Source organism: Shinella oryzae (assembly GCF_023038235.1).
Taxonomy (GTDB): domain Bacteria; phylum Pseudomonadota; class Alphaproteobacteria; order Rhizobiales; family Rhizobiaceae; genus Shinella; species Shinella sumterensis.
The window spans coordinates 3,243,195-3,259,015 of sequence record NZ_CP081987.1; the positions used below are offsets into that span (position 1 = coordinate 3,243,195).

Consider the following 15,821-nt stretch of genomic DNA (forward strand, 5'->3'; position numbering starts at 1 on the left):
CGTTTCGAGGCCAGTCCGGTCGATAAAGGGGGCAATATGGCGAGCGGAACCACGGCCAGGCAGCAAACCCGGTGGCAGACGCCGTGCCAGCACTGTCCGCTCCGCGGGCTCGAGACCTTCCGCGATTTCACGCCCCGCGAACTGGATTTCGTCGCACAGTTCAAGACTGGCGAATTGTCGGTCGACCGCAGCTCGACCATCCTCGTCGAGGGCATGCACAGCGCCCACCTTTTCACCGTGCTGTCGGGCTGGGCCTTTCGCTACAAGCTCCTGCCGGACGGCCGCCGCCAGATCATGAACTATGTCATGCCGGGCGATCTCGTCGGCCTGCAGGGCAGCCTCATGGGCGAGATGGACCATTCGGTGGAGGCGCTGACGCCGGTTACGCTCTGCGTCTTCGAGCGCTCCAAGCTGGAACGCCTCTTCGAGCGTCATCCCTCGCTCGGCTACGACCTGACCTGGATCGCCGCGCTGGAGGAACGCATCCTCGACGAGCATCTGCTGTCGATCGGCCGGCGCACGGCGCTGGAGCGCACCGCCTACCTGCTCTCCTTCATCCAGCAGCGCGCCCATACCGCCGGGCTGAACGGCGGGCGGCTGGTCATTCCCATCACGCAGCAGCATGTCGCCGATACGCTGGGCCTGTCGCTCGTCCATACCAACAAGACGTTGCGCAAGCTCTCCGACCGCCAGCTGATGCGCTGGCATGACCGGGGCTGCGAGATCCTCGATGCCGACGGGCTTCAGGCGCTCGCCGGCTGGGAAGGGTTGCAGCGCGGACCGCGCCCCTTCATCTGAGGCGAAAGATCACGCCACGTCCCAGTAGAGCGGGAACATCGGGTCGAACACCGTCACCGGTCCCGCGCCCGTCTCGATCTTCGCCGGGAAGGCGACCGGCTCCGGGCGCCTGACGAGGCGGATCGTCTCCGCGTTTGCCGGCAGGCCGTACCAGGCCGGGCCGTTCAGCGAGGCGAAGGCCTCCAGCTTGTCCAGCGCGCCGTCCTCTTCGAAGACATGGGCGAGGCAGCTCATCGTGTTGATCGAGGTGTAGATGCCCGCGCAGCCGCAGGCGCATTCCTTCAGCGGATCGACATGCGGCGCCGAATCGGTGCCGAGGAAGAAACGCCTGTCGCCGGAGGTCGCGGCGGCGCGCAATGCGAGGCGATGCTCCTCGCGCTTGGCGACGGGCAGGCAGTAATAATGCGGCTTGATCCCGCCGACCAGAATGGCGTTGCGGTTGATGATCAGGTGATGCGTGGTGATCGAGCCCGCGAGGTTGGCCTTGGCAGCCTTGATGTAGTCGATGCCGTTCTTCGTGGTGACGTGCTCCATCGTCACGCGCAGGTCCGGCAGGCGGTTGCGCAGCGGGTCGAGCACCGTTTCGATGAAGACGGCCTCGCGATCGAAGATATCGACCTCGGGCGTCGTGACTTCGCCGTGCACGCAGAGCGTCAGCCCGATCTTCGCCATGCGCTCCAGCACCGGCATCGCCTTGTCCATGTCGCGCACGCCGCCATGCGAGTTGGTGGTGGCGCCGGCCGGATAAAGTTTGACCGCACGGATCAGGCCGCTCTTGAAGCCTTCTTCCACGTCGTCGGGGTCGGTGTGCTCGGTGAGGTAGAGCGTCATCAGCGGCTCGAACCGGTCGCCCGCGGGAAGGGCTGCCAGGATGCGGTCGCGATAGGCGGCCGCATCGGCGGTGGTGACGACGGGCGGCACGAGGTTCGGCATGATGATCGCGCGGGCGAAGTGGCGGCTGGTGTCGCCGATCACGCCCTCCAGCATGGCGCCGTCGCGCAGATGCAGGTGCCAGTCGTCCGGCCGGCGGATGGTGAGTTCAGTGGTCATCGGCGTCTCTCCCGTCTTTGGCGTTGCGATAGCACTCGAAGGGTCGGACGACAATTCCTCAGAACAGGTCGATATGCAGGTCGGCGGGGCGGGAGTGTTCGAGGATGCGCTTTCCGTTCGGCAGGTCGTTGCCGTAGAGTTTCCAGCCGATCTGGTCCTCGGGCAGGTCATAGCTCATCCAGCGGCGGCGCAGGCGTTCTTCCAGCACGGCATAGGGCGGGCCGACGAAGATCGTGAAGTCGAAGACGCCGTCGAGCCGGTCCCAGGGCGCATCCTTGAACAGCAGATAGTTGCCCTCGGCCAGAATGAAACGGGTTTCTTTCGGAATGGCGCGCGCGGCATTGATGGCAAGCTCGCGCGAGCGGTCGAAGACCGGCACGAGAACCTCGTCCTCGGCGCGCTTCAGTGCGTGCACGATATCGATGAAACCGCGGCCGTCGAAGGTCTCGGCAATGCCCTTGCGCGGCAGCAGGCCCCGTTCGGCCAGGATGCCGTTATCCAGGTGGAAGCCGTCCATCGGCAGGATTTCGGCGCTCTCGCCGCGCGCAAGGAGCCCCGCCCTCAGCGCCTCGGCGAGCGTCGACTTGCCGGCCGCCGGGGGACCCGCCAGCCCGACGAGAAAGCGGCGCGCGTCCCCCGCGCGCCGCTGGATGGCATCCACGATCGTGGCAGGCGATATCATGCCGCAATGGCCTCCGTCGGCACCTTGGCGCCCGTCATGAAGGCGACGGCGTCGGACATGGTGTAATCCTTCGGATTGATGACGGTCAATCGCCGGCCGAGGCGGTGGATGTGGATGCGGTCCGCGACCTCGAAGACATGCGGCATGTTGTGCGAGATGAGCACGATGGGAATGCCGCGGCGGCGCACGTCGAGGATGAGTTCCAGCACGCGCCGGCTTTCCTTGACGCCGAGTGCGGCCGTCGGTTCGTCGAGGATGATGACCTTCGAGCCGAAGGCGGCGGCCCGCGCCACAGCCACGCCCTGGCGCTGGCCGCCCGAAAGCGTCTCGACCGCCTGGTTGATGTTCTGGATGGTCATCAGGCCGAGTTCCGAGAGCTTGTCGCGGGCGAATTTCTCCATCGCGCCGCGGTCGAGCTTGCGGAACACGCTGCCCATGACGCCGGGTTTGCGGATCTCGCGGCCAAGGAACATGTTGTCGGCAATCGACAGCGCCGGCGAAAGCGCGAGGTTCTGGTACACGGTCTCGATCCCGGCCTTCTGGGCCTCGATCGGCGAACGGAAGTTGATCGGCTTGCCCTCCAGCCGGATCTCGCCCTCGTCGGGGGAGATGGCGCCAGAGATCGCCTTGATCATCGAGGACTTGCCCGCGCCGTTGTCGCCGATCACGGCGAGGATCTCGCCGGGATAGAGGTCGAAATCGGCATGGTCGAGGGCGGTGACGCGGCCGTAGCGCTTCACGAGACCGCGTGCGGTGAGAATGGGTTCGAGAGCCATCAGCCTGCTACCTTTCTGATCCACTGGTCGATTGCCACTGCCGAGATGATGAGGACGCCGATCAGGAGGTAGGTCCATTGCGGGTCCGTGCCGATCAGGCGAAGGCCGAGCGAGAACACGCCGACGATCAGCGCGCCGAAGATCATGCCGAGGATGGAGCCGCGCCCGCCGAAGAGCGAGAGCCCGCCGATCACCACGGCGGTGATCGATTCGATGTTGGCGAACTGGCCGGCGGTCGGCGAGACCGAGCCGATACGCCCGATGAGGGCCCAGCCGGCGAGCGCGCAGATGAGGCCGGAGAGTGTATAGACGGAGACGAGCATGCGCTTGACGTTGACGCCGGCCAGTTCCGCCGCATCCGGGTCGTCGCCCACGGCATAGACATGGCGGCCCCAGGCCGTCTGGTTCAGCACGTACCACAGCAGCGCCACGAGCAGCACCATGGCGATGACGCCGTAGGTGAAGACCGCGCCGCCAAGCCGGATATTGTTGCCGAAGAACTGCAGCAGCGGCGCCTGCGCGGCGAGGTCCTGCGAGCGGATCGTCTCATTGGCGGAATAGAGGAAGTTGGAGGCGAGGATGATCTGCCACATGCCGAGCGTCACGATGAAGGGCGGCAGCTTCATGCGTGCGACGAGCAGGCCGTTGATATAGCCGCACAGCGCACCGCAGGCGAGGCCGCAGAGCACCGCCACCGAGGGCGGCAGGCCGTAGCGGAAGGTGAACTGCCCCATCACGACGGAGGAGAGCACCATGATCGCGCCGACCGATAGGTCGATGCCCGCGGTCAGGATCACCAGCGTCTGCGCGGCGCCGACGATGCCGACGATCGCCACCTGCTGGAGGATGAGCGTCAGCGTGAAGGCGGAGAAGAACTTGCCGCCGAGAACGATGCCGAAGACGGCAACCGAAAGCACGAGCACGATCAGCGGCACGGCAGAGGGATTGCCGTGCAGGAAGTGCTGGAATTTCTGCACGGCCGTCTTGTCGTTCGTATCGAAGGACGCGACCTGCGTTGCGCTGCCGGACAGCACCTTCTCGAATTCCTGCGAAGGCTGCGACCCCTGAGCGGGTTGCGTCGCCGTCGTTGTCTCACTCATGATCCTTTTCCTCCCCTTCCGATGCCGACCGTCGCGGCAGTGCCGGCTTGATTGGGTGCGTGAACAATCGGTCGAGATGCTCGTGTGCACCGGCCGCCTTGTTCGGGCGGTCTCCTGCGCCAGCCGCATCATAAAGCGCGGCCGCTTGCAGGGGACGATGGTGCCCACGTCTTTTAGCGATTGTCAAAACAAGGGTGCGTTCACCCTGTCCGCCATGGCGGATGGCCGGCCCGGTCAGACCGGGCCGGCATGAGGCATCAGCCCCAGCACTTTTCCTTGCCGGCCTTGGTATCGATCGAATCGATGCCGGCGGCCGGCTTGTCGGTGACGAGCGTCACGCCCGTGTCGAAGAAGTCCTTGCCTTCGGTGGCCTTCGGCTTCTCGCCGGTATCGGCGAACTTCTTGATGGCCTCGACGCCAAGGGCCGCCATCATCAGCGGATATTGCTGCGAGGTGGCGCCGATCACGCCGTCGGCGACGTTCTGCACGCCCGGGCAACCGCCGTCGACGGAAACGATGAGCACGTCCTTCTCGCGGCCGACGGCCTTCAGCGCTTCATAGGCGCCGGCAGCGGCCGGTTCGTTGATGGTGTGCACGACATTGATGGTCGGATCCTTCTGGAGAAGGTTTTCCATGGCGGTGCGGCCGCCTTCCTCGTTGCCGTTCGTCACGTCGTTGCCGACGATGCGCGGATCGTCCTCGTCGCCGATCTTGTTGATGTCCTTCACGTCGATGCCGAAGCCCTTCATGAAGCCCTGGTTGCGCAGGACGTCGACCGACGGCTGCGACGGGGTGAGGTTCAGGAAGGCGATCTTGGCATCCTTGGCGCCGTCGCCGAGCGTGGCGGCGGCCCACTTGCCGATGAGTTCGCCGGCCAGCAGGTTGTCGGTGGCAAACGTCATGTCGGCGCTGTCGAGCGGCTCGAGCGGGGTGTCGAGCGCGATGACGAGCAGGCCGGCGTCGCGGGCCTTCTGCACGGAGGGAACGATGCCCTTGGTGTCGGAAGCGGCGATCAGGATGCCCTTGGCGCCATCGGCGATGCAGGTCTCGATGGCGGCGACCTGGCTTTCGGAATCGCCGTCGATCTTGCCGGCATAGGACTTCAGCGTCACGCCGAGTTCGGCGGCCTTGGCGGTCGCGCCTTCCTTCATCTTGACGAAGAAGGGATTGGTGTCGGTCTTGGTGATCAGGCAGGCGGTGGTGTCTGCGGCGGCGGCCGGCGTGGAAAAGGCAACGCCAAGCGCAAGCGCGCCGATAGCGGCGGAAATGATGGATGTCTTCATGTAATCCTCCCAAGGACAAAACGGGATGCGCCCCTCTCCCGGGGCCATCCGGTCGCGGGTGGACAGGGTTCCTGCTGTCCGACCGGCTTCCGACGATCAAGAGAACACCAAAAGAAATGCCTGTCAATAAATAAATCGAATTGAATTATTAATCCGATGTGGCATGCTCCGCTCAATGGTGGGCGAAGGCCCGGCTGTAACGTTTCCGGTGGAAGAGCGGAGCGCCAGCCGATAAGAGGACCGGAACGGGCGTCTTGCGCCAGGGCCGGCACGGGAGGACACGATGATCAAAGATGCCGCGTCGGCGATGGCCGCGCCGGCCGATATCCTCGATCCCAGCGGGGGAGCGAACCAGGTGCGCGTGCGCGCCTATAACGAACGCCTCGTCATGTCGCTGGTGCGACGGCACGGCAGCCTTTCCAAGGCCGAGATCGCGCGGCGCAGCGGCCTGTCCGCCCAGACGGTGACGGTCATCATGCGCGCGCTGGAGGCCGAAGGCCTGCTGATCCGCGGCGCGCCCCTGCGCGGCAAGGTCGGCCAGCCCTCCGTGCCGATGCGGCTCAACCCGGAAGCGGTCTATTCGCTCGGCATGAAGATCGGCCGGCGCAGCGCCGATATCGTGCTGATGGATTTCGTCGGCGGCATCCGCCGGCAGGTGCGTTGCACCTTCCCCTATCCCATGCCCGGGCCGCTGCTGTCCTTCGTCGAGGAGGGGCTTGCCGAGCTTCAGGCGTCGATGAGCCCGCAGGAGCGCGCCCGCATCGCCGGCTTCGGCGTCGCCGCACCCTTCGAGCTGTGGAGCTGGGCAAGCGAGGTGGGCGCCCCGCAGGCCGAGATGGACCAATGGCGCGGCGTTGATCTCGAGGCCGAGATCGCCAGGCGCGTGCCCTATCCCGTTACCTTGCAGAACGACGCCACCAGCGCCTGCGCCGCCGAGCTGGTCTTCGGCCGCGGCCCGCACTATCCCGATTTCCTCTATCTCTTCATCGGCTCCTTCATCGGCGGCGGCGTCGTGCTCAATTCCGCGCTGTTTACCGGCCGCACGGGAACGGCCGGCGCCGTCGGCCCGCTGCCCGTGCAGGGCCGCGACGGCGAGACCGTGCAGCTGCTCAAGATCGCCTCCATCTACCGGCTGGAAAACCTGCTGCGCGAAGCCGGCATCGACCCCATGCCGCTCTGGTATTCGCCCGACGGCTGGGTGGATTTCGGCGCGCCCCTGCAGCTGTGGATCGACGATGTGGCGGCGGCACTCGCCCAGGCCGTCATCGCCTCGGCCTCGGTCATCGACTTTGCCGCCGTCATCATCGACGGCGGTTTTCCCGACTGGGTGCGCGCCCGCGTCGTCGACGCCACCAAGGCCGCCGTCGCGCGGCTCGACCTGCAGGGCGTCACCATGCCCGAGATCGTGGAAGGCGCCGTCGGCAGCCATGCCCGCTCGATCGGCGGGGCGAGCCTGCCGCTGTTTTCCCGTTACCTTCCCGACCAGAACGTTCTCTTCAAGGAGCTTGGCTGAATGCTGAAGAATATCGACCCCATCCTGAGCCCGGAGCTGCTGTCGACGCTGCGCGCCATGGGCCACGGCGACGAGATCGCCATCGTCGACGGCAACTATCCCGGCGTCGAGCATGCCCGCCGGCTCATCCGCCTCGACGGCCTGCCGCTGGTGCCGGTGCTCAACGCCATCCTGTCCGTCATGCCGATCGACGATTTCGTCGAGGAGGCGATCTTCCGCTCGACCTACCGGCAGGAACGCGACCGGCTGGAGCCGGTGCATAGCGAGATCATCGAATGCTGCGCCCGCCACGAGCCGCAGCGCACCGTCGTGCCGCTCGTCGGCGCCGATTTCTACAATCGCGTGCGTGCCGCCCATACGCTGGTGCAGACCGGCGAGCCGCGGCTCTATGCGAATGTCATCCTGCGCAAGGGCGTCATCTATCCCTGAGCCGGCCCGCCGGCCCCGATCTCTTTCTGCCGGCCGGTCTTGAACGAACCCGCGGAGCATGGTTGTGTCGCCTCCTATCGAAAGACGGGAGTATCGCATGCGGGTTCTGGTGGTGGAAAATGACAAGGTGACTTTGCTCGGGCAGATCGGCGTCGCGCTTGAAGAGGCGGGCGCCGAGATCGACATCTGCCGCCCCCATGCCGGCGACGCCATCCCCGCCGACGACACCGCCCATGACGCCATCGTCGTGATGGGCGGCCCGCAGAATGCGCTGGACGACGAGGGCCATGCCTACCTGCCGGTGCTTGCCGCCCTGATGCGCCGCTTCGGCGATGCCGACAAATCGGTCCTGGGCGTGTGCCTCGGCAGCCAGCTTCTGGCCCGCGCCTATGGCGGCGACAACCTGATCGGCACGGCGCCGGAATTCGGCTGGTGCACGGTGTCGCTGACCGCGGAAGGCACGGCCGACCCTGTGCTGTCCGCCGCCGCTTCCTCCTTCCCGATCTTCGAATGGCACAGCGACACCTTCACGCTGCCTAAGGGTGCCGCGCGCCTTGCCGGAAGCGACGCCGTGGCGAACCAGGCCTTCCGGCTCGGCAGGGCGGTCTACGGCACGCAATTCCATTTCGAAGCGAGCCGCGCGGTGGTCGACGAATGGGTCGCCACCTTCCCGGATCTCATCGCCGACATGGCGCCGGACTGGTATGCGCGGCGCACGGAACTGGCCGCCGAAAGCGGGCCGAGCGCCGATGCAACGGGCCTGGCGCTGGCGCGTGCCTGGGTGGCGACGGTGCGCGCCGCCGACCGCCGCCGCGTCGCCTAAAGGGGGCCAAGCGCTGCCGCGAACCGCAAGGCCGCGTCGTGCAGCACCTCCGGCGCGAAGCCGGAAAAGCCGATCACCAGGCCCTGCCGCGGCGGCTGCGTGACCGCCATGGCCGAGAGCGCCCGCACACCGAGCCCCGCCTTACGCGCCATCTCGACCGCCACCGTATCGGGCACGCTGTCCGGCAGGCCCGCGACGAGGTGCAGGCCCTGGTCCGGCACAGCGACCGTAAGGCTGGGTGCCGTGCGGAGCCCGTCCAGCAAACCATCGCGCGCCGCCTGCGCCTGCCGCCGGGCGCGGCGCAGATGGGCGGCGAAATGGCCTTCGCGGATGAGGTCGGTCAGCGCCGCCTCGGCCAGCGTCGGCGGACTGCGATCGCTGCGTGTCCTGAGCGCGACGATCCGGTCGAGAAGCGGCTCGGGAAGGACGGCATAGCCGAGGCGCAATCCGGGAAACAGCACCTTGGAGAAGGTGCCGAGATAGATCACGCGGCCGCTGTCATCCATGCCCTGCATGGCGGCGAGCGGCGGGCCGGCATAGCGGAACTCGCTGTCGTAATCGTCCTCGATGATCCAGCCGCCGGTTTCCCGCGCCCAGTCGATGAGCGCGAGCCTCCGGCGCATGGACATCGTCACGCCGAGCGGAAACTGGTGCGACGGCGTGACATAGACGGCGCGGGCCTCCGGCACGGCCCGGGCGATATCCGCCCCCTCGCCATCCACAGGCAGGCCCGACACGGCAAGCCCGTTGCCGGCAAAGGCGGCCCGGGCGCTGGGATAACAGGGGTCCTCGATCATCACCCGTTCGCCCGGTGAAAACAGTGCGCGCGCCACGAGGTCGAGGCCCTGCTGCGTACCCGAGGTGATGAGGATGGACTGCGCCGTGCAGCGCACGCCGCGCGCCTGCCGCAGATAGGCGGAAAGCGCCTGCCGCAACGTTTCGCCGCCGCGCGGATCGCCGTAGTGGAAATGCTCCGGCCCCGGGCGGGCGAGGTGGCGGTTGAGCAGGGTGCGGAAGAGGGAGAGCGTGCGCGCATCCGCCATGGCGACGCCGAGCGTGCCGGGCAGCGGCATCCGCACCGCGGCACCCTCCATCGTCGCGGGCGCGGCGGCCTGCCGGACCGTCGGCACCCGGTCGGCGACGAAGGTGCCGGCGCCGGGGCGGGCAACCGCATAGCCCTCGGCGATCAGCATCTCGAAGGCCGCGACCACGCTGCCGCGCGCAATGCCCAGCCGGGCGGCGAGATCGCGCGAGGTCGGCAGCTTGCCGCCGGCGGGCAGGGTGCCCGCCTCGATCAGCCGGCGCAGCTCGCGGTAGAGCGCGGGCGTGCGCTTGCCGGCGGCCGGCAGCACGGGAACGAGCGCCGACCAGTCGGGCGAATTGGTCTTCTTTTTTCGCTCCGAATTGGTGCTTTTTCGATCCAATGCCATGGCGCACCATGGCGGCATCGTTTTCGAAAGGCAAGCCCGCATGACCGTCGATACCGCCGCCTATCCCGTCACCCCGCGCAGCCGCGTCAAGCGCATGCATGAGCGCGCCAGCCATGACCGCGCCGCCGTGCATGCCGTTCTCGATGCGGCGATGCTCTGTCACGTCGCCTATGTCATCGACGGCCAGCCCTATGCCACGCCCACGCTGTTCTGGCGCAGGGAGGATACGCTCTACTGGCACGGCTCGTCGGCAAGCCGCATGCTGCGCCACCTGAAGGCCGGCACGCCCGCCTGCCTGACGGTCGCCCATCTCGATGGCCTCGTGCTCGCCCGCTCCGGCTTCAACCATTCGGCCAACTACCGCTCCGCCATGTGCTTCGGCACGGCCCGCCTCGTCGAGGATGCCGACGAGAAGATCGAGGCGATGCGCGACGTGGTGGACCGCTTCTATCCCGGACGCAGCGCGCTGCTTCGCCCGATCACGCAGCAGGAGGCCAAGGCCACGACGATCATCGCCATGGAGATCGAGGAGGCCGCCGCCAAGGTGCGCGCCAAGGGCGTGGGCGACGACGAAGCGGATTTCGCCCTGCCGATCTGGGCGGGCGTCATCCCCGTGACGACGGTGCTCGGCGCGGTGGAAACCTGCCCCCGGCTGGTGGCGGGCGTCGCGCCGCCGGAAGGCCTGTCGATCTTTGCCGAGAACGGCCGCCTGGACGACGCGCTGCTGGCCGGCCAGCGCCTCTACGAGGACGGCTGACGGCCACCAGCACTGATATCCACGCGGCGGTTTCGCCCGTGGTGTCAAAAAGCATTCGGACGGGGCGCCGGAAGCTGCCTCGACTGAAAAGTATTAGGTGACACCTTCCGGCGTCCCGTTCGGCGGTTTTTGCCCGCGACTCCGGTCTCTCTGCAAGGATCGAAAAGGCGGTGTCCTTCGCCGGTTTCCGGAATGGCCAGTGCCGTTTGACAACCGTCGCGCACGCCTTGGCGCTCCGTGAAAGGTGTCTCCACCTCCCGGCCTTTCTCCATGCCGGCGGACGATGCCGACGCATCCGCCAATGCCGATCCCCTTGTGTGCCGCACAGGCACGCCCGGCGCGCCGTTCGGGGCATGAAACGACAGGATCGGTCCGACATCCCGCCATTTCCCCCGTGTCGCCGGAGGGAGACCATTTTCCGCAGGCCCGGTGTGTGAAGTCCTGCGTCCTTCCTTCACGCCCCGCGCCGACCCCGCCTCGCCGCAACGCCTTGCGGTGTATCCGAGAGCGGGATGGGGGCATTGTAGGCATGGTTGGTGAAGGCGGGGAAATCGGCGTGGGATTTTGTTGGAAAATCAGCGGGCGCGATGCGTTTACGTCCCCGGGGCGGTGAAGCCAGCGGCGCATGCGGATGTGGTCCTCGGGTCGAGCCCGAGGATGACGCCAGGAGAGATGTGCCGGAGCGAAGGGAACGTCCCTGCATGCCGCAGCGGTGGCGCGTGCCGGACATTTAATTAGCCGGCTAATTTCTTTGCTGTTCCCGTTCTCGACCCCAAGAGCTACGCCGCCGCCCCGATGCGCTTGTAGAAGAACGTCGTCGCGCAATAGCGGCCGTCGGGATAGAGCGCGTAGTCGGGAATGACGCCGGCGCGCTGCCAGCCGAGGCGCTCGTAGACCGTCTCGGCGGGGCTGCCGGTCGCAGTGTCGAGCACCAGAACGGTCTTGCCGTACTGCGCCGCTTCGGCCTCCGCCGCCGTCATCAGCGCACGGGCAAGCCCGCGGCCGCGTTCGCTTTCCAGCACCAGCAGCTTCTTCACATCCGCCCGATGCGGCTGGTTCGGCATCTGGCGGATGCCGACCTGCACCGTGCCGACGATGCGGCCATCGCGTTCCGCCACGAAAAGCAGCGTCGCTTCATCCGCGACCGCCGCGATCACGCCCTGCCAGAACGGCACGGCATCGGCGGGGCCATAGGGCGCCATGAAGCCGACGGAGGCCCCGCCGGTCACGCAATCGGCCAGGACGTCGCAGAGTTCGCCGATGCGGGCTTGCGCTTCGGCAGGATCGAGCCTTCTGATCTCGCTCATCGGTTCCTCAAGGTCGGCCGCGGTCCAGCACCACGGCATAATGGGCCGGCGTGTCGCCGGGATTTTCGAAGACATGCCCCTCGGTGATGCTCATGTAGAGGCAATCGCCGGGGCGAAGATCATGCACGGCGTCGCCGACCGTCATGCGCAGGCTGCCGGAAAACAGCCAGACATGCTGCGTCATGCCGGCCTTGGCCGTTTCCGGCGGATAGGCGATGCGCGCGCCGGCGGGAAAGGTCACGTCGATGACCTCCACGCGCGACGGGGTGCCCTGCGGCGAGACGGCGCGGCGCTGATAGCCCGTTTCGGGATCGCGCCAGACCGTCTGCGTTTCGTGCCGCGAGACGGGATCGTCCGTGCCTTCGGAAAAGGCGAAGAAGGCCGAAAGCGTCAGATCGAGCGCGGCGCACAGCCGTGACAGAAGCTGCGCCGTCGGGCTCGCCTCGCCGCGCTCGATGCGCGAGATCATCGCCCGGCTGACGCCCGAAGCGCCCGCGAGATCGTCCAGCGTCATGGCGCGCGCGCCGCGCAGCAACCGCAGCCGCTCGCCGATGGCGCTTTCCAGGGGGTCGTTCGTATTTTCCATTATCATGGAATATTCCTCCCGCATAATGGAGTCAACCGGCATCAACCCATCCCGAAATAATTCTCCGCCATGGCGCTAAGGCGACAATGCGACATGAGCCGCGGCGCTAAGTTGCCGTGAGGGCAATGGAGGGGCGGCGCAGATGACGGACGGGATACAGCGGGCATCGTCGCTCTTTTCCATCACGGCCATCGTCGTCTCGATGACGCTCGTCGCGATCGGCAACGGCATCATGCTCGCCTATGTGCCCTATGTGCTGTCGCGCGCCGACGCACCGTCCTGGACGCCGGGCGCCGCCGTCACGGCGATCGCCTTCGGCGGCCTGCTCGGCTGCATCCTGGCCGGGCCCGTCATTCGCCGCGTCGGCCACGCGCGGGCCTTTTCCTGTTCCATGGCGCTGGTGCTCATAGCAGCCTTCCTCATCGCGCTCGGCGTCCATCCCATCCTGTGGATCGTGGCGCGCGGCATCTATGGCGTGGCGGGCAATGCCAATTTCATCATCGCCCAGAGCTGGCTGAACCACGCGGCCGACAACCGCTGGCGCGGCAAGGCCATGTCGTTCTTCTACATGGCCTATGTGCTGGGGCTCGGCGTCGGGGCCTGGCTGTTCGGCCGCATGCCGGCCGATGGCAATCTCGCGCCGCTCTTCACCATTTTCGTCACCACGCTCGCCATCCTGCCGATCGGCCTGACCCGCCTGCCGACACCGCCGGCCCCCGCCCGCGTCAGCGTGGATTTCGCCATGGCCTGGCGCAATTCGCCCGTCGCGCTGATCGGCGTTCTCGCCGCCGGCGGGCTTTCCATGGTCGTGCAGGGCTTCACGCCGATCTATGCGGCGACCAACAAGGTCGGGCAGCAGGACGTGGCGCTGCTCATGCTCGTCATGCAGTTCGGCCTCATCTTTGTGCAATATCCGCTCGGCACGCTTTCGGACCGCATCGACCGCCGCGTCGTGCTGATCGTCACCTGCCTGCTCATCACGGGGGCGGCCGTCGCCGCGCTGTTCGTGTCCTTCCAGGCGCTTTTCGTGCTGATGCTGGTCTTCGCGCTGTGGGCGGGCGCGGTGGAGAGCGTCTATTCCATCGCAAACGCCCACGCCAACGACCGCACGGACCCCGACGATTTCGTGCCGCTCGCCTCCACGCTGCTGGTGGCCTGGTCGGTCTCCGCGACGCTCGTTCCGCTCGCCGTGACGGCGCTCACGCCGAGCTTCGGGCCGCAGACCTTCATCTATGCGGTGATCGCCGTCGCGCTCGCCTATATCGCCTTCGTGGCGCAGCGCCTGCGGCTGCGCGAGACCGTGCCGACGCAGGCGCGCGAGGGTTTCGAGATCAGAAGCGCGCAGGTGCCCAATGCCGGCGCGCTGGTAGAAGGCGACAAAGCCCCGGAATAGCGGCGCTTGCCGTTCGGAAACCCTTCATTTACCGCTTTTCGCGAGTCGTGCGCGCTGCTATATGGCGCGCATGAGCACCAATTCCTCCACGCCCCTCGACCATATCCGCAACTTCTCGATCGTGGCCCATATCGACCACGGCAAGTCGACGCTCGCCGACCGGCTGATCCAGTCGACCGGCGGCCTTGCCGAACGCGAGATGTCGGAGCAGGTCCTCGACAACATGGACATCGAGCGCGAGCGCGGCATCACCATCAAGGCCCAGACCGTGCGCCTGCACTACAAGGCCAATGACGGCGAGACCTATGTCCTGAACCTCATCGACACGCCCGGCCACGTCGACTTCGCCTACGAAGTTTCTCGTTCGCTGTCGGCCTGCGAGGGTTCGCTTCTGGTCGTGGATGCCTCTCAGGGCGTGGAAGCCCAGACGCTCGCCAATGTCTACCAGGCGATCGACAACAACCACGAGCTCGTGACCGTGCTCAACAAGATCGACCTGCCGGCCGCCGAGCCCGAGCGCATCAAGGACCAGATCGAGGAAGTCATCGGCATCGACGCCTCCGATGCCGTGCTGATCTCGGCCAAGACGGGGCTCGGCATTCCCGATGTGCTGGAAGCCATCGTCAAGCGCCTGCCCGCGCCGAAGAGCGAGGGCGGCGACAAGGCGCCGCTGAAGGCGCTGCTGGTCGACAGCTGGTACGACACCTATCTCGGCGTCATGGTTCTCGTGCGCATCATCGAGGGCCGGCTCACCAAGGGCCAGACCATCCGTATGATGGGAACGGACGCGAAATACACCGTCGAGCGCGTCGGCGTGCTCACGCCCAAGATGGTGGCGATGGACAGCCTCGGCCCGGGCGAGATCGGCTTCATCACCGCCTCGATCAAGGAAGTGGCCGATACGCGCGTCGGCGACACGATCACCGAGGACAAGCGCCCGACGGCAAAAGCCCTGCCGGGCTTCAAGCCGGCCCAGCCGGTGGTGTTCTGCGGCCTCTTCCCGGTCGATGCGGCCGATTTCGAGGACCTGCGCTCGGCGATGGGCAAGCTGCGCCTCAACGACGCCTCCTTCTCCTTCGAAATGGAATCGTCGGCGGCGCTGGGCTTCGGCTTCCGCTGCGGCTTCCTCGGCCTGCTTCACCTCGAAATCATCCAGGAGCGCCTGGAGCGCGAATTCGACCTCGACCTGATCGCGACGGCGCCCTCGGTCGTCTACCAGCTCTACATGACCGACGGCACGATGCGCGAGCTGCACAACCCGGCCGACATGCCCGACGTCGTGAAGATTTCGGAAATACACGAGCCGTGGATCCGCGCGACGATCCTCACGCCCGACGATTATCTCGGCGGCATCCTGAAGCTCTGCCAGGACCGCCGCGGCATCCAGATCGAGCTGACCTATGTCGGCACGCGCGCCATGCTGACCTACGACCTGCCGCTCAACGAAGTCGTCTTCGACTTCTACGACCGCCTGAAGTCGATCTCCAAGGGCTATGCCTCGTTCGACTACCAGATCACCGACCACAAGGAAGGCCATCTGGTGAAGATGTCGATCCTGGTCAACGGCGAGCCGGTCGATGCGCTCTCGATGATGGTGCACCGCATGGCCGCCGAAAAGCGCGGCCGCGAAATGTGCGAGAAGCTCAAGGAGCTGATCCCCAAGCACATGTTCAAGATCCCGATCCAGGCCGCCATCGGGGGCAACGTGATCGCCCGCGAAACCATCTCGGCGCTGCGCAAGGACGTGACCGCCAAGTGCTACGGCGGCGACGCCACCCGCAAGCGCAAGCTGCTCGACAAGCAGAAGGCCGGCAAGAAGCGCATGCGCCAGTTCGGCAAGGTGGAGATCCCGCAGGAAGCCTTCATCGCGGCGCTGAAGATGGGCGATGAGTGA

Annotated in this window: 15 protein-coding genes; 7 read left to right on the forward strand and 8 right to left on the reverse strand. The window is 66.7% G+C overall.

The genetic code is table 11. The features are described 5' to 3' along the window. Nucleotides 1–36 precede the first annotated feature (36 nt). Nucleotides 37–798, forward strand: coding sequence for a Crp/Fnr family transcriptional regulator (locus K6301_RS15775; protein WP_247218302.1), 762 nt, complete (start codon nt 37–39; stop codon nt 796–798). Nucleotides 799–807: 9 nt separating this feature from the next. Here the strand turns inward: K6301_RS15775 and pyrC are convergent, their stop codons facing one another. From pyrC to K6301_RS15800, 5 genes are all read right to left on the reverse strand, one after another. Beyond that, nucleotides 808–1,848 (reverse strand): dihydroorotase, encoded by a 1,041-nt coding sequence (gene pyrC / locus K6301_RS15780; RefSeq protein ID WP_247218305.1) that lies wholly within the window; start codon nt 1,846–1,848, stop codon nt 808–810. A 58-nt stretch (nt 1,849–1,906) separates the two neighbouring features. After that, nucleotides 1,907–2,530, reverse strand: a complete 624-nt coding sequence (locus tag K6301_RS15785; RefSeq protein WP_134650425.1) for a nucleoside triphosphate hydrolase — start codon at nt 2,528–2,530, stop codon at nt 1,907–1,909. Further along, the gene (locus K6301_RS15790) at nt 2,527–3,306 is read right to left on the reverse strand and encodes an ATP-binding cassette domain-containing protein (protein ID WP_241947547.1); all 780 of its coding nucleotides are present in this window, start codon (nt 3,304–3,306) and stop codon (nt 2,527–2,529) included. The genes K6301_RS15785 and K6301_RS15790 overlap by 4 nt, the downstream gene beginning before the upstream one ends. Continuing rightward, a complete protein-coding gene (locus tag K6301_RS15795) occupies nt 3,306–4,406 on the reverse strand; it encodes an ABC transporter permease (protein ID WP_134650423.1) in 1,101 nt (366 codons plus the stop codon). The genes K6301_RS15790 and K6301_RS15795 overlap by 1 nt, the downstream gene beginning before the upstream one ends. A gap of 257 nt (nt 4,407–4,663) precedes the next feature. Further along, nucleotides 4,664–5,689, reverse strand: a complete 1,026-nt coding sequence (locus K6301_RS15800; protein WP_247218307.1) for a sugar ABC transporter substrate-binding protein — start codon at nt 5,687–5,689, stop codon at nt 4,664–4,666. Between the two features lie 283 nt (nt 5,690–5,972). Between K6301_RS15800 and K6301_RS15805 the strand changes: the two genes are divergently transcribed. The 3 genes from K6301_RS15805 (at nt 5,973) to K6301_RS15815 (ending at nt 8,454) form a co-directional block, all read left to right on the forward strand. Further along, on the forward strand, nt 5,973–7,202 hold the full coding sequence (locus tag K6301_RS15805) for an ROK family transcriptional regulator (protein WP_247218309.1): 1,230 nt from the start codon (nt 5,973–5,975) through the stop codon (nt 7,200–7,202). Then, complete coding sequence (locus tag K6301_RS15810; protein WP_241599547.1) at nt 7,203–7,631, forward strand: RbsD/FucU family protein; 429 nt, start codon at nt 7,203–7,205, stop codon at nt 7,629–7,631. Nucleotides 7,632–7,728: 97 nt separating this feature from the next. Further along, nucleotides 7,729–8,454, forward strand: coding sequence for a type 1 glutamine amidotransferase (locus K6301_RS15815; protein ID WP_247218312.1), 726 nt, complete (start codon nt 7,729–7,731; stop codon nt 8,452–8,454). Here K6301_RS15815 and pdxR read toward each other — a convergent pair. Beyond that, complete coding sequence (gene pdxR / locus K6301_RS15820) at nt 8,451–9,884, reverse strand: MocR-like pyridoxine biosynthesis transcription factor PdxR (RefSeq protein ID WP_247218314.1); 1,434 nt, start codon at nt 9,882–9,884, stop codon at nt 8,451–8,453. The two genes, K6301_RS15815 and pdxR, sit on opposite strands and share 4 nt — an antisense overlap. A gap of 40 nt (nt 9,885–9,924) precedes the next feature. Here pdxR and K6301_RS15825 point away from each other — a divergent pair, with 40 nt between their 5' ends. Then, the gene (locus tag K6301_RS15825; RefSeq protein WP_247218316.1) at nt 9,925–10,641 is read left to right on the forward strand and encodes a pyridoxamine 5'-phosphate oxidase family protein; all 717 of its coding nucleotides are present in this window, start codon (nt 9,925–9,927) and stop codon (nt 10,639–10,641) included. Between the two features lie 779 nt (nt 10,642–11,420). Here the strand turns inward: K6301_RS15825 and K6301_RS15830 are convergent. Further along, on the reverse strand, nt 11,421–11,948 hold the full coding sequence (locus tag K6301_RS15830; protein ID WP_247218318.1) for a GNAT family N-acetyltransferase: 528 nt from the start codon (nt 11,946–11,948) through the stop codon (nt 11,421–11,423). 7 nt (nt 11,949–11,955) lie between these two features. Continuing rightward, complete coding sequence (locus K6301_RS15835) at nt 11,956–12,540, reverse strand: helix-turn-helix domain-containing protein (RefSeq protein WP_247218320.1); 585 nt, start codon at nt 12,538–12,540, stop codon at nt 11,956–11,958. A 136-nt stretch (nt 12,541–12,676) separates the two neighbouring features. Here K6301_RS15835 and K6301_RS15840 point away from each other — a divergent pair, with 136 nt between their 5' ends. After that, nucleotides 12,677–13,927 (forward strand): MFS transporter, encoded by a 1,251-nt coding sequence (locus K6301_RS15840; RefSeq protein ID WP_425475353.1) that lies wholly within the window; start codon nt 12,677–12,679, stop codon nt 13,925–13,927. Nucleotides 13,928–13,988: 61 nt separating this feature from the next. Next, a complete protein-coding gene (gene lepA / locus K6301_RS15845; RefSeq protein WP_247218322.1) occupies nt 13,989–15,821 on the forward strand; it encodes a translation elongation factor 4 in 1,833 nt (610 codons plus the stop codon).